Genomic DNA, 21318 nt, shown 5'->3' on the forward strand with positions numbered 1-21318 from the left:
ATTGTTAAAAAAAAATTAAATTTTAAATTCTTTCGTTTTTGATCTCCTCTACAATTTCAGGATTTAAAAGGGTACTGATATCTCCAAAATTACTGAAGTCACCTTCTGCAATCTTTCTCAGGATTCTACGCATAATTTTTCCGGAGCGTGTTTTTGGAAGCCCGGAAACAAACTGTATTTTGTCCAGTTTCGCAATTGGCCCTATCTGATCTGAAATCAGCTGGTTGATCTCTTTCTTCAGGTTTTCTTTATCACGTCCTTCTCCTGATTCTTTAAGCATTACATAGCCATACAGCGCATTCCCTTTGATATCGTGTGCATAGCCAACAATTGCAGATTCGGCTACCGCTGGATGCTGGTTGATGCTGTCTTCGATAGGTGCTGTTCCCAGATTATGTCCGGAAACAATGATCACATCATCTACACGACCTGTAATTCTGTAATAACCTACTTCATCTCTCAAGGCGCCGTCTCCTGTAAAATATTTCCCAGGGAAGGCTGTGAAATACGTTTCTTTATACCGTTGGTGGTCGCCCCAGATGGTTCTTGCAATTCCCGGCCATGGAAAACGGATGCAAAGATTTCCGGTTACCTGATTTCCTGTAATTTCATTTCGTTTATCATCCATCAAAACAGGTTGCACGCCTGGAAGTGGAAGAGTAGCATAAGTTGGTTTGGTAGGGGTAACAAAGGGTAGTGGTGAAATCATAATTCCTCCTGTTTCTGTCTGCCACCATGTGTCTACAATCGGACATTTTTTCTTTCCGACGTGATCGTTGAACCAGTGCCAAGCTTCATCATTGATAGGTTCACCTACGGAACCAATTACTTTCAGAGTGCTAAGGTCATGTTTATCTACCCATTCCGCACTTTCCTTCGCTAAGGAACGTATGGCGGTAGGAGCGGTATAAAACTGAGTGATTTTATGTTTTTCAATCACTTCCCAGAAACGATCTGGTTCCGGATAGGTAGGAACACCTTCAAAAATTACTGTGGTAGCACCATTTAATAAAGGTCCGTAAAGAATGTAAGAATGTCCTGTAATCCATCCGATATCTGCAGTACACCAATAAATATCATTTTCTTTATAATTGAATACATTTTTGAATGTATAAGCCGTATACACCATATATCCGGCACAGGTATGAAGCATTCCTTTGGGTTTTCCTGTAGATCCGGAAGTATATAAAATGAAAAGCGGATCTTCAGAATCCATAATTACGGTTACGAAATCAGGGGAAGCCTTCTCATACAGATCAGTCATCCAGTGGTCTCTTCCTTCTTTCATTGTAATTTCATTGTGGGTTCTTTTTACAACAAGAACTTTTTCAACAGTCGGAGTTTTCTCCAATGCATCATCCACAATAGTTTTCAGGTCAAGAACCTTATTTCCTCTGTAGCTGCCGTCTGATGTAATCACCATTTTTGCCTCACAGTCATTTACCCTTGAAGCAACTGCTGAAGCTGAAAATCCTGCAAAAATAACAGAATGGACCGCTCCCAGTTTGGCACAGGCAAGCATAGTTACGGCCAGTTCCGGAATCATGGGAAGATAAATGCAGACTCTGTCTCCCTTTTCAATCCCCATATCACGTAAAATATTAGCTGTTTTATTAACGCGGGTATACAATTCATTGTAAGAAATATGCTGTGCTTCTTCCTTAGGATCGTTGGGTTCCCAAATGATCGCTGTTTTTTCTCCTCTTATTGTTAAATGTCTGTCTATACAGTTTTTGGTAATATTGAGTTTGGCATTTTTGAACCAGGTGATCTTTGCTTCATTCATATCGTACTTAACAACCTTGCTCCATCTTTGATACCACACAAAATTTTGATCCGCAACCTTATCCCAGAATTTTTTAGGATTTTTGATCGATTTTTTATAGTCTTCAAAATATTGTGGTAAATCTTCTATTAAGTAATTTCTCATATCCCTTTCGTTTTTTGAAATTTGAATTTATTTTATTTTAAATTTATGTTTAATTTCTTGTTTAAGCCCTATATTCCCTGATTTTTTCCTGAATTTCATCAATGATTTTTTCATCATCAATGGTGGATGGAATCTGAAAATTTTTTCCGTCCAGTAAAGTTCGGATCAGCTTTCTTAAAATCTTTCCGGATCTTGTTTTGGGTAAACGTTTTACAACCATTACATTTTTCAGAAAAGCCACTGCTCCGATTTTGTTGCGGACCATCTGAATAATATCTTTTTCAATCTCTTCTTCAGAAATAGTTGAACCATTCTTTAAAACAACTGTAGCAAAAGGAACCTGTCCCTTTAAATCATCATCAATGCCTACCACAGCACATTCAGCAACATCGGGATGTGAAGAAACGATTTCCTCCATTTCAGAAGTAGAAAGTCTGTGTCCCGCTACATTGATCACATCATCCACTCTCCCCGTAATGAAAATATAGCCGTCCTCATCCTGTATGGCACCGTCTCCTGAAAAATAATACCCTTTATACTGTGACAGGTAGCTGCTTTCAAAGCGATTATAGTCTTTCCAGATACCAAGCATGGCGCCGGGTGGGAGAGGAAGTCTGATCACCAGATATCCTTCATGATGAGGACCAGTTTCAAATCCGTTTTCATCAAATATTTTAATATCATATCCCGGAACAGGTTTTCCGGCAGAGGCTCTTTTGATCTGATAGTTTTCATCATGGGTCAGCAATCCCAGCATGGGCCAGCCGGATTCTGTCTGCCACCAGTGATCTATGGCCGGAACACCGATATGTTCTGCAAACCAGTCCAGCGTAGCGACATCACATCTTTCACCAGCCAGAAACTGTTTTTTGAAATGCGATAAGTCGTATTTTTTTACCAGTTCTCCGTTCGGGTCTTCTTTTTTAATAGCCCTGATCGCAGTAGGCGCTGTAAACATCACCGAAACTTTATATTCTGAAATAATTCTCCAGAAAGTTCCTGCATCGGGGGTCATAACAGGTTTTCCTTCAAAAATTATAGTTGTATTTCTATTGATTAATGGTCCGTATACGGAAAAGCTGTGTCCAACTGCCCACCCGAAATCCGAGGCTGCCCAATAGATTTCTCCCGGTTCTACACCATATACATAAGTCATTGAGAATTGCAATGCTGTAGCATAACCTCCGGTATCACGGACGATACCTTTCGGTTTTCCGGTGGTTCCCGAGGTGTAAAGCAGATAAAGCGGATGGGTGGATTCCACAGGAATGCAGTCTGCCGGAGCGGAATTCTCAACCAATTCTTCGTAATCAATCAGTCCTTCGAACATTTCATCCTGATTATCGACTAATTTTCTGTTGTATACAATGATGTTGTCTACCTTATCCTGTGCCAGTGAAATGGCTTTTTCTACCAGCGGTAGATAAGGGATTCTTTTGACAATTTCCACACCGGCTGTAGCAGTAATTAAAACTTTAGGTTTACAGTCGTCAATTCTTACCACAAGCTCGTGTGGCGCAAAACCTCCGAAAACTACATTATGAATAATCCCGATTCTGGCACAAGCGAGCATGGCAAAAAGCGTCTGCGGAATCATAGGCATATAAATAACGGCTGTGTCTCCTTTTTTTAATCCTAAAGAAACCAAGCCTCCTGCAAATTTTGAAATTTCCTCTTTCGCCTCATTGAAGGTATAAGCTTTCTTCTGATTCGTGACCGGAGAATCATACACGATGGCGGTCTGATCTCCAAATCCGTCTTCAATATGTTTATCAATACACAGATAGCACATATTAAGCTTTCCGTCGGAAAACCACTGTGGGTAATTGTTCTCATCATTGGAAAGAATCTGCTGCGGAAATTCAAACCATTGTATTTGTCCAGCATGTTCCTTCCAGAAGTCTTCTTTATTTTCTATGCTTTGTTTAAATAATGTATCGGTATCCATATTAAGGTTAATAGTTGTGTTTTGGTATCTGCATGTCATTGCGAGCCGAAGGCGAAGCAATCTCTTAGAACATCTCATCAATCTGCTGCATCAGTTTCTTGATCGAGTAAGGTTTTGTAACATATGCATCGGCGCCCATTTCCAATCCTTTTTCAATGTCTCTGGGATTATTTTTGGCACTCAGAAAGATGACCTTGGTATCCTTCAGTTTTGCATCCTGCCTGATAATATCCAACGTGCTGTATCCATCAAGATTAGGCATCATAATATCAAGAAGGATCACATCCGGAACCATTGTTTTAAGAAATTCAAGGACTTCCGTTCCGTCACGGGCAATATAGACATCGTATCCGTTTTTCTTAAAGCTGTATTCCAGTGACATTAATATTTTGTGCTCGTCATCCGCAATGATTATCTTTTTCATAAGAAGGTTTTAATGGGGTTCAACTTCATTTGTAATCTCTTTTTTAGTTTTTTCAGGAATGCTGATGGTGAAAGTTACGCCCAGTCCGCTGTTTTCGGCTTTTATACTTCCTCCGTGTGCCTGTACAATCTTTTTGGAAATAGCCAGTCCCAGTCCGCTTCCTGTAGGCTTTAAAATATTTTGGTTTTTCGACTGATAAAACTTGTCAAAAATCATTTCCAGATCCTCTTCCGGAATATGTTTTCCGGTATTAAAAATGGTGATGATTAACTGCCTGTCTTTTTCAAATAATTTGGTTTGAATTGTTCCCTGTTCTTCCGTAAATTTCAGGGCATTTCCCCAGATATTCTGAAACAGCTGAATCATTCTCGCTTCATCATATTCAAATATAAACTGATTCAGGAGATTAACTTCACTTAAATGGATATTTTTCTGCTGTATCAGGTGAAGGAGAGGGTTTAATGCTTTTTTATAGGTTTCAATAATATTGTTTTCCTGAATGTGTAAAGAAATCTCACCGTGCTGTAATTTGTCCAGATAAAGAATATCGTTGATGATTTCGCTTAATCTGTCGGATTCTGTGATGATGTTGTTTAAAAATTCCTGTTTGATGTCAAAAGGAATATCATCGTCATCCGCTAAAATTTCTCCTGCAGAGCGTATGGCAGTGATTGGAGTTCTCAGCTCATGGGCAACGGAATCCAGGAAGTCGTCTTTTTGGCGGTCTTTGATGATCAGACTTTCATTGGCTGTTCTCAGATCATCAGAAAGTTTCTGGAGTTCTTCAGACTGTTCGGTAAGCTTTTTATTTAAGCTGATGTTTTCCTTTGATTCTTCGAGGATATTCAAAACCTCTTTTAAAGATATTTTATCTTCTTTGGTGACACCTTCAATTAATATTTTTGCTGAAGCCGTACCAATTCTTCCTGCCAGAAGATTTTCTGAAAATTTGATAAACCTTGAGTCGGCAGTTTCAGTTTTTGAATCAATATTATATTTTAAATTAAAAATTCTTAAGGCTTGTTCGGTTTTATTTTTTCCTAAAAAACGTTCCAGAATGTTCTGAATATCCGAAATATAAGCTGTTCCGCGCCAGATGAAGGCATCTTCATGATTTTGAATATACTTGTCTATATCCACATACAGCTCAGCAAAGTTTCTTTCACGGTAATTTCCTTTTGAACTTACGGAAACAATGGTAAACAGGCTTGTATTCATCAACATCGACCAGAAAAAAATCTGCGGAATTCTTCCCAGATACGGAATGGTAAAAAATCCAAAGGCATTATACATATCTCTGAGTACACCTTTAAACTCCTGGTTGTATGAAAAATAATACTGCGGAATAATTAAACCAAAATAACAGATCACCAATCCGGCTAAAAGTCCTGTAACAGCACCTTTGTAACTTCCTCTTCTCCAGAATAAAGCCCCGAAGAATGCAGGTGCCAGTTGAGCAATGACAACAAATGAGATCAATCCTACAGAATCCAGTGAAGTTTTCAGGATGAAATATTTATAGAAGGCAAAAGCCATGATGATCAGCGCAAAAATGCTGAATTTTCTGATATTGGTAATACTTCTTGTATTTTTCTCTTCGCTTTCAGATTTTAATTTTCCAAGCAATCCATATGGAATGATAAGGTTGTTGGAAAGCATGATGGATAAAGTAATAGCAGAAATAATAATCATGGAGATACATGAGCTCAGTCCTCCAAGAAAAACCAGTACTGTGATTAGGGTATTGTCAAAATGTTGTGGAATCAGAATAGAGTAGAACTCGGGATTTACTTTCTGTCCGTCAAAAATCAGTCTTCCTCCCCAGGCAATCGGGAAAATAAATACAGTGAAAATTAAAAGATAAAGCGGGAAAAACCAGATGGCTGTTCTAATGTGTTTTTCCTGCCTGTTCTCAACAATCGCGGTGTGAAACTGCCTCGGTAGAATGCATATTGCTGTTGCGGAAATCATGCACAGAACCATCCAGTTCATAGCACCTTCAATTCCGTTAAAGGTATTTTTTTCTTTAAAATCTTCGAATTTGCTGGCTTTCTCATAAATATCTGAGAATCCATCAAAGGCATAATAAATTACGAAAAGCCCGAGAATAATAATAAAAAACAGTTTTAAAAAGCTTTCCAGGGCAATGGCAGAGATAATTCCCAGTCGTTTTTCCGAAGCATCTACATACCGCGTACCATAATAGGATGAGAAAAGGGCAATTAAAACCACTACAAAAGTTGCATTATCAGTGAGGATATCTTTAGACATCGGAGTTTCTGTTACCAGATGGAAGGTTTCTGAAATGGCTTTGATCTGCAAGCCAATATAAGGAACTATTGCCAGGAGGCAGACTACCGTGATAATGGCGCTCAGACTCCTGCTGTTACCATATCTCAATGAAATGAAATCAGCCAGGCTGCTTATTTTATTGACCCTTGAAATCCTTACAATCCGGGTGTTGATGTAGATCCATGCCGGGATAATCATAATAGGGCCAATGTAAATCGGAAGATAATTTAATCCGCTTGTCGCTGCAACACCAATACTTCCGTAATACGTCCAGGCAGTACAATATACTGCAAGAGATAAGGCATAGATGTATGGGTTGTTGATCCAGAGTTTGCTCCTTTTCTTCTCTGCCAGATGAGCAACTAAGAAAAGAAGGGCCAGGTAAAGCAGAACGACAAAAAATAAAGCGAAACTACTCATCATACCTTTTTACAATTACAAAAGAAATAACAATGGAGATCATCCAGACCACAAACAGGTAGATCAGGATCATGGGATAGCCGGAAACCTCTCTTTCACTGTTAAAAAGCAATGAAATAGGAATACTGAAAGCAATCATGAGGCCTACACTCAGTATGATAAGTTTTTGTTCATGCCTTTTTTTCATAACTATTTTATTTCCTTACGGAAGCATATAGCTTCTTCACGTCCGATGTAAATTCCATAATTTTCAATGACCTTATATTCGTTTTTCAGATAAAATCTCACGGCGCTCTCATTTTTTTTACGGGTTTCCAGATAGATGTATTTATAGTCAAATTGTTTTGCGGCTATTTCTAATGCTGAGAGAATCTTTCCACCCAGCCCTCTGTTTTTTTCCAGGGAGAACATTCGCTTAACTTCACATATTTCTGGTGAAAGGGGACGAAAGCCTCCACAGGCTATGGCTTTTTCATCACTTACAGCAATTAGAAACAAAGCTTTCTCCTGGGTAAAGTCATCAAGATCTGCACTTTTGATTCCGCTCTCACCGGAGATTGTAATAAGAGAAGTATTTAATCTATGAATCAGATCAATAACTCTTTTATCTTCTGAGGGACGAGAAATTGCTTTAATTGTAATATCCATTTTTTTATAATTGATAACAGATAATTGATGAATGCAGCATCCATCAATTATCTATTTTATTGTTTTTAAATTTTATCGTCAGAATATTCTCCTTTTAAGGCATAATAACCGAAAATAGCCATTCCGCCTGAGATAATCGGCATCAATACAAAAAGAATAATGATCCCAAAAACCAGATCTTCCTGTTTTCCGGATGCTATTTTTGGGATTCCCAATACCGTAATTCCGAAATAGCCTACAACCACCGCGATAGCGATCCAGAGAATGCCTAATATTTTTTTTAGTCCGTTCATTTTAGTAGTTTTAAAATTAATAAAAATTTGAGTGATTCAGTGCCTAATCGTGAAGATTATTGTTCTTATTTTTAAGATAAAATAATCCGATGAGCAAACATACTGTGGCAACTCCAATCGGATACCAGAGTCCTTCCAGATACCATGTCGCGTGTCCCGCTTCTTTTCCGGTAGTTACCAGGTAAGTTGCTACTGCCGGAAGAAGTCCTCCGAATACCCCGTTTCCGATGTGATAAGGCAATGACATTGAAGTATAACGAATTCTCACAGGGAACATTTCAACAAGAAAAGCTGCAATTGGTCCGTATACCATCGTTACAAAGATCACCTGGATGAATACGAGGAACACGAGATACCACTTGGTGTTATCACTTAACTTTAAGCTTTGAGAAACTTTGGCTTCTTCAGCTTTACCGTCTTTCATGACAACTCCGGCAGGCGACCAGTGAACAATACTGTCTTTTTTGATTAAAGTTCCATCTGTATAAAGGGTTTCTTTATGAAAAGTAACCAGGCTGTCTGTCGCAATATCACTATGTATTTTCGCCGTTCTTTTTTCTGTAATTCCATTAGCAGCAACAGTTTTATTTTCAAGGTTTACACTCTTGAACATGCTGTCGTAAATAGGTCTGTAAGCTAAAATAGCAACCAGCATTCCCGTCATCATCACTGCTTTTCGGCCGATTTTATCTGACAGCCATCCGAAAAACACAAAGAAAGGCGTTCCTAAAAATAAAGCGGTAGCCATCAGTGAATCTACCTGTGCAGACTCTACATTCATTACTTTTTGAAGGAAGCTCATGGCGTAGAATTGTCCTGTATACCAGATTACCCCTTGGCCCATTGCAGCCCCAAATAAAGCCAATAATACAAACTTGAAGTTGTATTTATTCCCGAAGCTTTCTTTTAAAGGATTTTTAGAAGTTTTCCCCTCACTTTTAGCCTTAGCAAAAAGCGGAGACTCCTTCATGTTCTTTCTGATAATGTAAGATACAGCCACCATCAGGATAGAAATCCAGAAGGGAACTCTCCATCCCCAATTGTCAAATTCTTCCGCAGAAAGCGTTGTCTTGGTAATTAAAATAACGATTAATGAAATAAACAGGCCGGCTGTTGCGGTAGTCTGGATCCATGAAGTCCAGTATCCGCGGCGATGAGGCTGGGCGTATTCTGCAACATAAGTGGCAGCTCCTCCGTATTCACCTCCAAGAGCAAGGCCCTGGAGTAATCTTAAAATTAAAACTAAGACCGGCGCCAGAAATCCAATGGTTTTATAACTTGGAATACATCCGATCAGGAACGTGGAAAATCCCATGATCAGTAAGGTGACAAGGAAAGTGTATTTTCTTCCGATAAGATCTCCGAGTCTTCCGAAAAATAAAGCTCCGAAAGGTCTTACAACAAATCCGGCGGCAAAAGTGGCCAGCGTGGATAAAAATGCCGCTGTAGGGTTGTCTGCAGGAAAAAATTTGGTCGCTAAAACGACGGCTAAACTTCCGAAAATATAGAAGTCATACCATTCTATCAATGTTCCGAGGGATGAAGCAGTGATCACGCTCCAGATAGTGCGGTTTTTCTGCCTGTCGGTCATATTTTCGTAGCTTTCGTGATGATTTTCGCTCATATAGATTAGTTTTTGATGTTATTGGATTAGGATTTAGTTTGAAATTGTTTTAAACCATTAAGAGCTTTTAAGTTGATAAGAATAATTTAAGATTATAGCTAAACTATTTTATGCAGCGGTATTCTTCCTACCCATCCTTGATGGAACTTAACTTATCTTAATTTCTTTACTTTTCTTAATAGTTCAAATTTTACAAGTAGATCTGAAACTGTACAATAAATTCCCCTTTAGAAGATGGACTTTCTGTAGGATTGGTGTAAACAGGTCTTGTTGAATATTGTGTCGTAATTTTCGCATGATGACCGTCTATGAACCAATTGGCTCCCACATCAAACTGTGATGAAGATTTGTCAAAAGCTTCAAAGTTTTTGTGAGTATAGGCTGCAAAAGGCTGTATTCTGATTTTTGGTTTTTCTGCCTGGCTCGGTAATAATAAACCAGCCTGTGCGTAGATAATATTACCTGTCCCGATAGTTGGCTGCAGATTTCCTGGTCCTGCGATGGCTTTATTGCCAGTGAAATTAGGGTCTGAAGCTGCAATATTCATCGTTCCCAGATTTCTTACATAGTTCGGTCCGAAATTGTAGTTGTAATATCCTGCATATGCTGAAACGGCCATTTTGTTTTTTGCTTCTCCCAAAGGAATATCTGCAAAAGCATCTACGGCAAAAAGAGTAATATCATGCTTTTCAATATTGGAGTTCACAGAAGTTCTTGTTCCGTCTGCCTGATGATAGAAACCGGCTCCCACATTAAATACTTTTTTTGTTCCCAGGTAAGATCCCACTTTGTAGGGAAGCGTATTTGATTCCTCATCAAGAAACTGATATTCCATATATCCTGCTTTTGAGAAACTTGGATTACCATTATTGTCTACAGCTGCAGCTTTCGAAGGATCTGTTACGTTCACAGGAATAATATCTGTTGCGAAAGGTTTATTTAAGCTGAAACGATATTCCAGTTTACCATATTTCCCTTTTGCAAACATTCCCAGCTGTCTTGCAAACTGGTCAGAATTGTCAATCAACGGCCATGAGAAAACAGGAGAATCTAAAGTTAGGAAATTAAGCGTAGAAGCCATCGTCATACGGGAAAGTCCCATATAGTAATGAAGGCCTGCTCCTAAAGATAAACTGAATTTTCCTGCTTCTCCAGGTAAAATAACTGCATATTCATTCCAGGCATCATGAAAAAATAACTGGGTTTTCTTTCCGTTTCCGTAACCTCCTGTGCCGGAAGTACCTGTGGCCCCTCCATTGATGAAAGTCTGATTGTTGATTCCGAAATGGAGGAGAATCATATATCTTTTAGAGACCTGTGCATAGGCTAAAGCACGTAATCGTCTGTTTCCTATGCTCCAGGAGTTATCTGTAGGCTCGCCACCTACCATACTTCCGGGATTCATAGAGGTGTTTCTCAGCCAAAGCTGGTCCCATAAAATGAAACGGACGAATTTATCACCATCGGGGTTGAGGTTGAGTTTTAAGCCATTGCCGTAATCAGGAGACCCTTGGGAGTATATAGAACTGCTGATTAAGGCTACTCCAATAAATACAAGTAATTTCTTCATAAATTATCAATTTTTGGCGTTGTTTTTTGTGAATGCCAAATTGTAATTAATAATTTATTTACGAAAATTTAATATATATTAATGGTAATGATATAGTTAGTATTTGAATGAAATGTAAAATCTGTTATCTATCAGTCCATTATCTATCAGCCCATTATCTATCAGTCTATTATCTATCAGTCTATTATCTATTAGTCTATTATCTATTAGTCTACTACCCCCATTTTCCTTACTTATTTCTTAAATCGTTCCCATTTGATCAGCATATACTTATCCGCAAACTGAGTAATGATAATCCCTGAATTTTTAATATTTTCTTCCTGCGCAATGTAATCAATCAATTCATTTTGTTTCAATATTTTATAAACAGGGTGAAATTCAGAATGAGGAGGTCTGGTAATATTGTATTTTTTAATCCATGAACTTATGGTAACATGTGAAACGCCGATAATTCTTTCAATTTCACGGTAGCTTAAGCCTTCCAGGTAAAGCTGAAGTGCCTTGGTGACATAGTAGTCATCAATCTGTTTCCCCAGTTTTTTAACGGTAAAATAATACTTGCAGTCTTTGCAGTGGAAGCGCTGTTTCTCATTGATGATGCCGCTTTTTACTACTTTGATACTGTTGCATTTAGGACAGGTATTTTCCATGACTATATTATTTTAGCAAATATATAATAAATTAGCAAAAATATTATTTTCAATAAAGATAAATTTACCTGTTTAAAATTTTAAAACAAAAAAAATATCTTTTTTATTTGGATTTAAAAGAAATTATATTTTAAATTTGCCGATAAATTTAGATAAATAAATGGAAATAGAAATTTCCTCATGCGAACATCTAATGTATGTGAGTGAAATACAGCAGGAAATGTATGATTCTGCACAGCGTAGAGGAACGGGCATCGCAAAACGTTCTATAGAATATTTAAGTAAGAAGATTTCAGAAGGCAATGCTGTGGTAGCCACTGAAAACGGTGAGTGGGTAGGTTTCTGTTATATAGAGACCTGGTCGCACGGTAAGTTTGTGGCCAATTCGGGACTGATTGTGTCACCGAAATTCAGGAACGGGGGAGTAGCAACTCAGATTAAGCAGAAGGTTTTCCAGCTATCTAGAGATAAATATCCGGATGCAAAAATATTTGGATTAACCACAGGCTTGGCCGTGATGAAAATCAACAGTGATTTAGGCTATAAACCGGTCATTTATTCTGAACTGACTCAGGATGAAGAATTCTGGAACGGATGCAAGAACTGTGTGAACTATGAGATTTTAATGATGAAGGAACGTAAAAACTGTCTGTGTACAGCCATGTTGTTCGTTCCGGATAATATAAGAGAAAATGAGGCTGGTAACAATAAGCCCGAAAATGAAAGTTATGAAGAAAAAGGTCATCTTAGCGTTTAGTGGAGGTTTAGATACTTCCTACTGTGCCAAATATCTTAGTGAAACACTAGGGTATGATGTGTATGCAGTTACTGTAAACACCGGAGGTTTTTCAAAAGAAGAGGAAAAAGAACTGGAAAGAAAAGCTTTAACCCTTGGGGTAAAAGAATACAGGTGTGTAGACGCTCAGGAAGATTACTATAATTCATGTGTAAAGTATTTGATTTTCGGGAATGTATTGAAAAATAATACCTATCCTCTTTCTGTAAGTGCTGAACGTACTATTCAGGCACAGGAAATTGCAAAATATGCGATTGAAGTAAAAGCAGATGCTATTGCTCACGGAAGCACAGGAGCTGGAAACGATCAGGTTCGCTTTGATTTGATTTTCCAGGTGATGTGTCCGAATATTGAAATCATTACGCCCATTCGCGATATGGCTTTATCCCGTGAAGAGGAAATTGAGTTTTTAAAAGAACATGGTTATGAAATGGAATTCCAAAAAGCGCAATATTCCGTGAATAAAGGACTTTGGGGAACTTCAGTAGGAGGAAAAGAAACTTTAACTTCAAGAAATTATCTTCCGGAAGAAGCTTTTCCGTCTCAAATCAAAGAAACCCAGCCTTCAGAACTGGAGATCGGGTTTAAAAACGGAGAAGTAATAGCGGTAAATGGAGAAAGCTTTGAACATTCAGTATATGCTATCCAAAAAATAGAAACATTGGCTTCAGCATATGGAATCGGTCGTGATATTCACGTAGGAGATACCATTGTTGGGATTAAAGGTAGAGTAGGATTTGAAGCCGCTGCAGCATCGGTAATCATCAAAGCCCATCATTTATTAGAAAAGCATACCCTTTCAAAATATCAGCAAATGATGAAGTCCCAGCTATCCGATTGGTATGGAAACTGGCTTCATGAAGCACTTTTCTTAGATCCTGTGATGAGAAATATTGAATCTTTCCTGACAGATTCTCAAAAAACAGTAAGCGGAAAAGTATTTGTAACCCTTCACCCGTACAGATTTATTTTGAATGGAATTGAATCCGATCATGACCTGATGTCCGATAAATTCGGAAGTTATGGAGAAGCCAACAGAGCATGGACAGGCGATGATGTAAAAGGATATACAAAGATTGTAAGCAATTCTTTAAACATATACCACCAGATTAACCAGAATATCAACTAGTTCCGAAGGGACGATTTAATGGAAGGCAGAACAAAATTCTGTCAGAATCAAAATGAAGAAAACAGTAGGAATAATTGGTGCCAATGGTTATACAGGAAGTGAGCTGATACGCTTACTGGCTTTTCATCCCCATGTGACATTGAGTTTTTTATATAGCCGCTCGAATTCGGGAACAGAAATTTCGGACCTGTACCCGGATTTAACGACGGTTTGTGAAATGGTTTTGACGGATCAACCTGAAGACGTAGATATTCTTTTTCTGTGTCTTCCGCATAAGGAAAGTCAAAACTGGTTAACTCAGAATCCTGTTAAAGATGAAACGCTGGTGATTGATCTCGGAAACGATTTCCGTTTGGAAGGGAATTTCGGAAACAGGGATTTTATCTACGGGTTACCGGAAATCAATAAAAAAGAACTGGCAGGTGCAAAAAGCATTGCGAACCCGGGGTGTTTTGCAACAGCTATTCAACTGGCCTTATTGCCATTGGCAGAAAAGGGAGTGTTAAGTGAAGTTTTTACTACAGGGATTACAGGTTCTACAGGAGCCGGACAATCTTTGCAGGCTACCACTCATTTTACCTGGAGAAATGATAATGTATCAGCCTATAAAACATTAACTCATCAGCATGTAGATGAGATTTTGCAGCAGCTGGTTTCATTCAATAATAAAGAAGTAAACCTGAATTTTGTTCCATGGAGAGGAGATTTTGCAAGAGGAATTTTTACAAGTTCCACCATGAAGACGGACTTGAATCTGGATGAGATAGAACAATGGTATCAGGATTTTTATGCAGAGGAGCCTTTCGTTACGGTAAGTAGGAAGGCAGTTGATTTAAAGCAGGTTGTCAATACCAATCGCTGTGTGATTCAGATCGAAAAGAGTGGAAATGTTGTCGTTATTCACTCAGCGATTGACAATTTGTTAAAAGGTGCTTCGGGACAGGCAGTTCAAAATATGAATCTGGCCATGAGCTGGGAAGAAAATGCAGGACTTAACCTGAAACCAATAGCCTTTTAAATTGACAATAAATAATTGAAAATTTTAAATAAAAAGTAAATCTGACTTAGGAAAATGAATCGTTAAGAAAATTCTACTGTTCGAAGTGCGAGAAAAAAACAGAACCGAAGAACCCATTTGGATTTCGCACAAGTTTTAGAATTTTTAGAGAATAGAACTAATTTTTAGCGGAAGTTTCCAGGTCTTGAACTTTTGTTTCTTTTGTTTCAAGACAAAAGAAAAATAAAAAACAAAAAAATGAATTTATTCAACGTATATCCATTATTCAACATCAATCCGGTAAAAGCTCAGGGATCTTTCCTTTGGGATGATAAAGGAGAACAATATCTTGATTTTTACGGAGGTCATGCTGTCATTTCCATTGGGCATAACCATCCTTATTATCAAAACAAATTAAAGGATCAGCTGGAAAAAATTTCTTTCTATTCCAATTCCGTTCAGAATGAATTGCAGACAGAATTAGCTGAAAAATTAGGGAAACTTTCAGGATATGAAGATTATAACCTTTTCTTATGTAATTCGGGAGCTGAAGCGAATGAAAATGCATTGAAGCTGGCTTCTTTTCATAATGGAAAAAGCAAAGTGCTTTATTTTTCAGGTTCATTCCACGGCAGAACTTCTGCAGCGGTTTCGGTGACTGATAATCCTAAAATTGTGGCTCCGGTTAACTTTTCCGAAAGATTTGTCAAATCAGAATGGAATGATGTACAACAGCTTGAAGAAACTTTTGAACTCCACGGAAATGAAATTTCTTCTGTGATTATTGAAGGAATTCAGGGCGTAGGCGGAATTATGATTCCTACACCGGAGTTTTTGTCTAAAATTAAAGAACTATGCGAAAAATATGACGCTGTTCTTATTTTGGATGAAGTGCAGTCCGGATATGGAAGAAGCGGATATTTCTTTGCCCATCAGGAATTTGGTGTAGAAGCAGATATCATCACTACGGCCAAAGGAATGGGGAACGGATTTCCTGTGGGTGGAGTTTTGATCCATCCTAAATTCCAGGTAAGCAACGGTTTGCTGGGAACTACATTCGGGGGAAGTCATCTTGCCTGTGCGGCTTCCATTGCAGTGCTGGATGTCATGAAAGATGAAAATCTTATCGAAAATGCTCAACAGATGGGCGAATATATTGAAAGTGAAATTAAAGATTTACCACATATTAAATCCATCCGAAGGAAAGGATTGATGATCGGAATAGAACTCGACAGAGACTGTTCAGAAATAAGGAAAAGCTTATTGTTTGATCATCATATTTTCACTGGAAACTCGAATGATACAACAGTGTTGAGGATTCTTCCGGCACTGAATATCAAAAAAGAGGAAACAGATCTTTTCATCAATGCTTTGAAAGCAGTGCTTGGAAAAATTTAAACCACAAAAGTCACAAAAGAATTTAAACACTTAAGTGATTTTAAGAAAAGATTAAAGGCTTAAGAAGTGCACTTAAGTTTTCGAAAATCTTTGATTTTCTTCTTATGTGAACTTATATGTTTTTTTAATAATAAGCTTTTAAAACTTAATATTCTAGAGTGTTTTAATAAAAACTTTTGTGCCTTTTGTGGTTAGATCAATAATCAATGTGTAAACAAAATCTTTAAAATTAATTCGAAATGAAAAAATTTACCTCTGTAAGTGATGTAGAAAACTTACAGGACATCATAAAAAAAGCTTTACAGATAAAAGCAGACCCCCTTACTGAAACAGAAAAAGGAAAGGGAAAAACAATCGGACTTGTATTTTTAAATTCAAGTCTGAGAACCCGTCTGAGCAGTCAGATTGCAGCACAAAATCTAGGTTTGAATGTTTTGACTTTAAATGCTGCCCAGGAAGCCTGGAATCTTGAATTTGCTGACGGAGCTGTCATGAACGGTGATACTGTGGAACATATCAAAGATGCAATCGAAGTTTTAAACCAATATTGCGATATCATCGCGGTACGTTGTTTTGCAGGAATGAAAAGCAAAGAAGACGATGTAAATGAAAGTATCTTAAGCCAGTTTGAAAAACATGCAAAAGTTCCTGTTATTTCACTGGAAAGTGCAACCCGTCATCCGTTGCAAAGTCTGGCAGACTGTATTACCATTACAGAAAACTGGAAAAAAGAGCACAAACCAAAAGTGGTATTGACCTGGGCGCCGCACATCAAACCTATTGCTCATGCGGTCGGAAACTCTTTCGCAGAATGGATGCAGGAAATGGATGTGGAGTTGGTGATTGCAAACCCTGAAGGATATGATCTGGATAAAAACTTTACAAAAGATGTCACAGTAATCCATGATCAGGATGAAGCTTTAAAAGATGCAGATTTTATTTATGTGAAAAACTGGTCTTCTTTTGATGATTATGCAGCAATGCCTGAAGTAAAAGGTAACTGGATGCTTACCAACGAGAAATTAGCCAATACCAATAATGCGAAAGTAATGCATTGTCTTCCGGTTCGCCGTAATGTGGAGTTGAGTGACGAGGTAATGGATGGAGACCATTCCATCATCTACCAACAGGCTAAAAACCGTATTTTCTCTGCACAGGCTGTGTTCAGTGAAATTTTAGATGAATTAGAAGCCAAATAATGATCCTTGTCAAGGTTTAAAACCTTGACAAGGATGAAAAAAAGTTGACAATGAAAAAAAAGTTATACATCATAAAAATTGGCGGAGCTTTAATTGATGATGAGGAATTATTAACCCGGTTCTTAGAACAGTTTTCTGAAATTAAGGAAAAAAAGATCCTTGTTCATGGCGGTGGAAAACTGGCGACAACATTGGCTGATAAACTGGGCATCGAACAGAAAATGATCAACGGAAGAAGGATTACGGATAAAGAAACGCTGGATATTGTAACGATGGTGTATGCGGGAGGAATCAATAAAAATATTGTCGAAAAGCTGCAGCATAAAAAATGCAATGCCATAGGGTTTTCCGGGGCTGATGGAAACTTAATCAAAGCCAAAAAAAGAGTACATCCTGAGATAGACTTTGGATTTGTTGGAGATATCAATAAGAAAAGTGTGAACAGGAAGCTGGTTTCAAAACTGATCAAGCTGGATCTTGTTCCGGTGTTTTCAGCGATTACCCATGATAGAAAAGGAAATCTTTTCAATACCAATGCAGATACCATTGCATCTGTAATGGCGCAGGCTCTTTCAGAAAAATATGAAGTTGAATTGCTGTACTGTTTTGATAAAGAAGGCGTTTTAGAAGATGTGAACGATCCTGAATCAGTGATCAAAAGTGTTACTGAAGAAGATTTTACCCTATTAAAAGAAGAAGGAAAGCTTCACAAAGGGATTTTACCCAAACTTGAAAATGCTCTCGGAGCCATAAAAAATAATGTAGATAAGGTGTTTCTGATCAAAGAAACAGAATTGAAAAACCATATAGAAAATCATCATGCAGGAACTGAAATCTGTTTATAATAAAGAAGAGCTATTGAATAATGCGGTCGGATTGCTTAAAAATTTGATTGGGATTCCTTCATTCAGCAAAGATGAATTTAATACATCGGTAGAAATTGAGAATTTTTTCAAAAAACACCAGATTCCTACCAAACGTTTTAAAAACAATATCTGGGCGGTGAATAAACATTTTGATGTTTTTAAACCTTCCGTTTTGCTGAATACCCATCATGATACGGTAAAACCCAATAAAGCTTACACGCTGGATCCGTTTATTCCTATTGAAAAAGAGGGTAAGCTGTTTGGGTTGGGAAGCAATGACGCCGGAGCTTCTTTGGTTTCTATGGCACAGGTTTTTTTACATTTTTATGATAAAGAAGATTTAAAATATAATTTAGTTATTGCTTTGACGGCAGAGGAGGAGATCTCAGGATTTGATGGAATTGAAGCACTGTTTCCGCAGCTACCCAACGTAGAACTTGCCATTGTAGGAGAACCCACGCAGATGAATCTGGCGATTGCAGAAAAAGGACTTCTGGTGATTGATGGAGAAATGAAAGGGACTCCTTCTCATGCCGCTCATCCTAATGATGATAACTCGATTATAAAATGTATGCAGGATCTGCAGCATATTTTAGACTTTAAATTTCCAAAAGTTTCAGAATATCTGGGAGAAGTTAAAGTTACTTTATCAGGAATTCATGCAGGCGTACAGCATAATGTTGTTCCGGAATCGTGCAATTTTACGCTGGATGTGAGGGTGACAGACGAATATTCCAATCAGGAGGCATTTGAAATCATTCAGTCTCAGATGAAATCTACTTTAACGGCGAGATCATTCAGGCTGAATTCTTCAAAAATCGAAATGGATCACCCGTTTGTAAAAGCGGGAATTGAGATCGGAAGGACAACCTACGGTTCACCTACCTCTTCAGATCAGGCGATTATTCCATGTACATCAGTAAAACTGGGACCTGGAGACAGTAGGCGCTCCCACACCGCAGATGAATTTATCTATATCCAGGAAATAGAAGAGGGTATAGAAATCTACATCAGCATTTTAGAAAAAGTGTTATAAAAATGGAAGAGGGAAGCAGGAAGAGGGAAGTTATTACAGTACGTTATTAACTTCCAGCCCCCAGCTTCAGGCTTCCAGCTCAATATATGTTTTGACTCCGCCCGGCAGGCATTGAAGTTTAGTTTTTAATAAGATTTATGCAAAAAAGAAAATTAGAAATGAAAGCTTTACATAAGGAAATGTTTTTTTATAGTTAATAGTAATAAGGATTGCCTTGCCGGGCATGTCAAAATCAACAAATATTTTAAATCATTTATCATGAATCACTACCAACGAATTTTTCTGGTAATAGAACAGATAGAAGTGGTGATTGCATATGATTTAAAAAAAATAAACAATTATATATGAAAAAAATATGGCAGAAGGATAACCTTGCCACCAATATATTAGTCAATAATTTCACAGTCGGGAAAGATCTTGACTTTGACGAGCGTTTAGCCAAATATGACGTGAAAGGTTCTATGGCGCATTGTAAAATGCTGGCAGAAACCGGGATTATCACTCAGGAAGAATCAGAGCAGATGTTATCTGTTTTAAACAGTATTTTAAATAAAATTGAAGACGGCAGTTTTGAAATTGATAAAGATGCTGAGGATATCCATTCTCAGGTAGAAGCCATTCTCATTGAAGAATTAGGCGATACAGGAAAGAAAATCCATACAGCAAGATCTAGAAATGATCAGGTTTTACTGGATATTAAATTGTACTTACTGGATGAGATCCGTGAAATAACAGTCCTTACAGACAAGTTTTTCCAGATTTTAATTCAACTGGCCGATCAGCATAAAAACGTGCTGCTTCCGGGGTATACCCATTTGCAGGTTGCTATGCCTTCATCATTCGGATTATGGTTCGGAGCGTATGCAGAGGCGCTTTTGGATGATGTAGAAATGTTGTTTTCTGTAAAGAATATCATTAATAAAAACCCACTGGGATCTGCAGCTGGTTATGGTTCTTCGTTTCCGATCAATCGTGAAAGTACCACGTATAACCTGGGCTTCCAGTCGATGAATTATAATTCGGTATATGCTCAGATGACCCGTGGCAAGTCGGAGAAAATGTTATCAATGGCAATGGCTACTTTAGCTGGAACACTTGGAAAGTTTGCTTATGATGTTTGCTTATATCTGAGTCAGAATTTTGACTTTATCAGCTTTCCAAAGGAATTTACTACAGGAAGCAGTATCATGCCTCATAAAAAGAACCCGGATATCTTTGAGCTGGTTCGTGCACGATGCAACAGAATCCAGTCACTTCCAAACGAACTGATTCTTCTGACAAACAATCTGCCTTCGGGGTACCACCGGGATGTACAGTTGACCAAGGAAATACTTTTCCCTACAATAGATTCTCTAAAAGAATGTCTGGAAATTGTAAGCTATACTTTACCCAATATTCAGGTAAAAGACGGCATTCTGGAAGATGAAAAATATAAATATCTGTTCAGCGTAGAAAAGATCAATGAAGAAGTGAAAAACGGAAGCTCGTTCCGTGACGCTTATATAAAAGTAGGGCAGGAGATTGAAAATAATCAATTTGAATTTGAACAGGGAACTCTTGAACATACCCACCAGGGAAGTATCGGAAATCTTTGTCTGGATAAAATAGAATATCAGTTCAATAAACTGAAAAATAAATTATTGGGTTAGAATCTAAGCCATTAGGGTCATAAACGTAGGCATTATCAGTAGAATTCTAAAAATTATTTTAGCCTGCTGTCTTTTTCGTTGTGAACCTTAATCTTTAATAAATCTTACTGCGTAAGTGATCTTAATGGCTGGATTGTAATTCCGCTCTTTGAATTTGATGATTGATAAACTGAACAATTAAGATAAATAAAGATTGTAAGGTAAATTAAGAAAATCTGCGATTTTTTAGCTATAAAGTTTTAAAATTCGCTTGCGAATTCCTTATCTATCTTCACCTCTTAAAAGCTCTTAATGACTTAAAAAATAGAAGAATTTATTCCAGATCAATTTTAAACTTGGTTGACTTTTCAACATGTGAAAATCTGAGCATAAAATTTTATCGGAGATAAAAATCTTTGCGCCTTATAGCATAAAGTTTATAAATTCCTTTTGCGCCTTTGCACTTTTCT

18 protein-coding genes are annotated in these 21318 nt (G+C 37.7%); 8 read left to right on the plus strand and 10 right to left on the minus strand.

Annotation, left to right across the window (positions count from 1 at the left end):
- Positions 1 to 22: 22 nt before the first annotated feature.
- The 10 genes from acs to ACP3T3_RS00430 all read right to left on the minus strand — a co-directional run bounded on the left by acs (position 23) and on the right by ACP3T3_RS00430 (position 11799).
- Positions 23 to 1930, minus strand: coding sequence for an acetate--CoA ligase (gene acs, locus ACP3T3_RS00385; RefSeq protein WP_426477982.1), 1908 nt, complete (start codon positions 1928 to 1930; stop codon positions 23 to 25).
- Positions 1931 to 1991: 61 nt separating this feature from the next.
- Positions 1992 to 3878: an AMP-binding protein gene (locus ACP3T3_RS00390; RefSeq protein WP_426477983.1), complete on the minus strand. Its 1887-nt coding sequence runs from the start codon at positions 3876 to 3878 to the stop codon at positions 1992 to 1994.
- Positions 3879 to 3942: 64 nt separating this feature from the next.
- Entirely contained in the window at positions 3943 to 4302 is a 360-nt protein-coding gene (locus ACP3T3_RS00395; RefSeq protein ID WP_426477984.1) for a response regulator transcription factor, read from the minus strand.
- A 9-nt stretch (positions 4303 to 4311) separates the two neighbouring features.
- The gene (locus ACP3T3_RS00400) at positions 4312 to 7014 is read right to left on the minus strand and encodes an ATP-binding protein (protein WP_426480008.1); all 2703 of its coding nucleotides are present in this window, start codon (positions 7012 to 7014) and stop codon (positions 4312 to 4314) included.
- Positions 7007 to 7201, minus strand: coding sequence for a hypothetical protein (locus ACP3T3_RS00405; RefSeq protein WP_426477985.1), 195 nt, complete (start codon positions 7199 to 7201; stop codon positions 7007 to 7009). The genes ACP3T3_RS00400 and ACP3T3_RS00405 overlap by 8 nt, the downstream gene beginning before the upstream one ends.
- 2 nt (positions 7202 to 7203) lie before the next feature.
- Complete coding sequence (locus ACP3T3_RS00410) at positions 7204 to 7662, minus strand: GNAT family N-acetyltransferase (RefSeq protein ID WP_426477986.1); 459 nt, start codon at positions 7660 to 7662, stop codon at positions 7204 to 7206.
- A 65-nt stretch (positions 7663 to 7727) separates the two neighbouring features.
- Entirely contained in the window at positions 7728 to 7955 is a 228-nt protein-coding gene (locus tag ACP3T3_RS00415; RefSeq protein WP_149834959.1) for a DUF6814 family protein, read from the minus strand.
- 43 nt (positions 7956 to 7998) lie between these two features.
- Positions 7999 to 9579 carry an MFS transporter gene (locus ACP3T3_RS00420; protein WP_426477987.1) on the minus strand — a complete coding sequence of 527 codons (1581 nt, stop codon included), beginning with the start codon at positions 9577 to 9579 and terminating at the stop codon, positions 7999 to 8001.
- A gap of 190 nt (positions 9580 to 9769) precedes the next feature.
- The gene (locus ACP3T3_RS00425) at positions 9770 to 11149 is read right to left on the minus strand and encodes a porin (protein WP_426477988.1); all 1380 of its coding nucleotides are present in this window, start codon (positions 11147 to 11149) and stop codon (positions 9770 to 9772) included.
- 233 nt (positions 11150 to 11382) lie between these two features.
- Positions 11383 to 11799 (minus strand): IS1/IS1595 family N-terminal zinc-binding domain-containing protein, encoded by a 417-nt coding sequence (locus ACP3T3_RS00430; protein ID WP_426477989.1) that lies wholly within the window; start codon positions 11797 to 11799, stop codon positions 11383 to 11385.
- A gap of 160 nt (positions 11800 to 11959) precedes the next feature.
- Between ACP3T3_RS00430 and ACP3T3_RS00435 the strand changes: the two genes are divergently transcribed.
- The 8 genes from ACP3T3_RS00435 to argH all read left to right on the plus strand — a co-directional run bounded on the left by ACP3T3_RS00435 (position 11960) and on the right by argH (position 20869).
- Positions 11960 to 12556, plus strand: coding sequence for a GNAT family N-acetyltransferase (locus tag ACP3T3_RS00435; protein WP_426477990.1), 597 nt, complete (start codon positions 11960 to 11962; stop codon positions 12554 to 12556).
- Positions 12528 to 13724, plus strand: coding sequence for an argininosuccinate synthase (locus ACP3T3_RS00440; protein ID WP_426477991.1), 1197 nt, complete (start codon positions 12528 to 12530; stop codon positions 13722 to 13724). The genes ACP3T3_RS00435 and ACP3T3_RS00440 overlap by 29 nt, the downstream gene beginning before the upstream one ends.
- 52 nt (positions 13725 to 13776) lie before the next feature.
- The gene (gene argC, locus ACP3T3_RS00445) at positions 13777 to 14742 is read left to right on the plus strand and encodes an N-acetyl-gamma-glutamyl-phosphate reductase (RefSeq protein WP_426477992.1); all 966 of its coding nucleotides are present in this window, start codon (positions 13777 to 13779) and stop codon (positions 14740 to 14742) included.
- 237 nt (positions 14743 to 14979) lie between these two features.
- The gene (locus ACP3T3_RS00450; RefSeq protein ID WP_426477993.1) at positions 14980 to 16119 is read left to right on the plus strand and encodes an aspartate aminotransferase family protein; all 1140 of its coding nucleotides are present in this window, start codon (positions 14980 to 14982) and stop codon (positions 16117 to 16119) included.
- 239 nt (positions 16120 to 16358) lie between these two features.
- Positions 16359 to 17318: an N-acetylornithine carbamoyltransferase gene (locus ACP3T3_RS00455; RefSeq protein WP_426477994.1), complete on the plus strand. Its 960-nt coding sequence runs from the start codon at positions 16359 to 16361 to the stop codon at positions 17316 to 17318.
- A 50-nt stretch (positions 17319 to 17368) separates the two neighbouring features.
- Positions 17369 to 18163, plus strand: a complete 795-nt coding sequence (gene argB / locus ACP3T3_RS00460) for an acetylglutamate kinase (RefSeq protein ID WP_426477995.1) — start codon at positions 17369 to 17371, stop codon at positions 18161 to 18163.
- Positions 18138 to 19220 (plus strand): M20 family metallo-hydrolase, encoded by a 1083-nt coding sequence (locus ACP3T3_RS00465; protein WP_426477996.1) that lies wholly within the window; start codon positions 18138 to 18140, stop codon positions 19218 to 19220. The genes argB and ACP3T3_RS00465 overlap by 26 nt, the downstream gene beginning before the upstream one ends.
- 344 nt (positions 19221 to 19564) lie before the next feature.
- The gene (gene argH / locus ACP3T3_RS00470) at positions 19565 to 20869 is read left to right on the plus strand and encodes an argininosuccinate lyase (RefSeq protein ID WP_426477997.1); all 1305 of its coding nucleotides are present in this window, start codon (positions 19565 to 19567) and stop codon (positions 20867 to 20869) included.
- The last annotated feature ends 449 nt before the right edge of the window (positions 20870 to 21318 follow it).

The organism is Chryseobacterium sp. CBSDS_008, from assembly GCF_049959325.1.
In the GTDB taxonomy this organism is placed as follows: Bacteria; Bacteroidota; Bacteroidia; order Flavobacteriales; family Weeksellaceae; genus Chryseobacterium.

Coding starts and splice junctions, on each gene's coding strand:
- ACP3T3_RS00405 (WP_426477985.1), bottom strand. CDS start 7,201: ATGAAAAAAAGGCATGAACAAAAACTTATCATACTGAGTGTAGGCCTC.
- ACP3T3_RS00455 (WP_426477994.1), top strand. CDS start 16,359: ATGAAAAAATTTACCTCTGTAAGTGATGTAGAAAACTTACAGGACATC.
- ACP3T3_RS00420 (WP_426477987.1), bottom strand. CDS start 9,579: ATGAGCGAAAATCATCACGAAAGCTACGAAAATATGACCGACAGGCAG.
- ACP3T3_RS00450 (WP_426477993.1), top strand. CDS start 14,980: ATGAATTTATTCAACGTATATCCATTATTCAACATCAATCCGGTAAAA.
- ACP3T3_RS00430 (WP_426477989.1), bottom strand. CDS start 11,799: ATGGAAAATACCTGTCCTAAATGCAACAGTATCAAAGTAGTAAAAAGC.
- ACP3T3_RS00410 (WP_426477986.1), bottom strand. CDS start 7,662: ATGGATATTACAATTAAAGCAATTTCTCGTCCCTCAGAAGATAAAAGA.
- ACP3T3_RS00425 (WP_426477988.1), bottom strand. CDS start 11,149: ATGAAGAAATTACTTGTATTTATTGGAGTAGCCTTAATCAGCAGTTCT.
- acs (WP_426477982.1), bottom strand. CDS start 1,930: ATGAGAAATTACTTAATAGAAGATTTACCACAATATTTTGAAGACTAT.
- argH (WP_426477997.1), top strand. CDS start 19,565: ATGAAAAAAATATGGCAGAAGGATAACCTTGCCACCAATATATTAGTC.
- ACP3T3_RS00465 (WP_426477996.1), top strand. CDS start 18,138: ATGCAGGAACTGAAATCTGTTTATAATAAAGAAGAGCTATTGAATAAT.
- ACP3T3_RS00415 (WP_149834959.1), bottom strand. CDS start 7,955: ATGAACGGACTAAAAAAAATATTAGGCATTCTCTGGATCGCTATCGCG.
- ACP3T3_RS00400 (WP_426480008.1), bottom strand. CDS start 7,014: ATGAGTAGTTTCGCTTTATTTTTTGTCGTTCTGCTTTACCTGGCCCTT.
- ACP3T3_RS00395 (WP_426477984.1), bottom strand. CDS start 4,302: ATGAAAAAGATAATCATTGCGGATGACGAGCACAAAATATTAATGTCA.
- argB (WP_426477995.1), top strand. CDS start 17,369: ATGAAAAAAAAGTTATACATCATAAAAATTGGCGGAGCTTTAATTGAT.
- ACP3T3_RS00435 (WP_426477990.1), top strand. CDS start 11,960: ATGGAAATAGAAATTTCCTCATGCGAACATCTAATGTATGTGAGTGAA.
- argC (WP_426477992.1), top strand. CDS start 13,777: ATGAAGAAAACAGTAGGAATAATTGGTGCCAATGGTTATACAGGAAGT.
- ACP3T3_RS00390 (WP_426477983.1), bottom strand. CDS start 3,878: ATGGATACCGATACATTATTTAAACAAAGCATAGAAAATAAAGAAGAC.
- ACP3T3_RS00440 (WP_426477991.1), top strand. CDS start 12,528: ATGAAGAAAAAGGTCATCTTAGCGTTTAGTGGAGGTTTAGATACTTCC.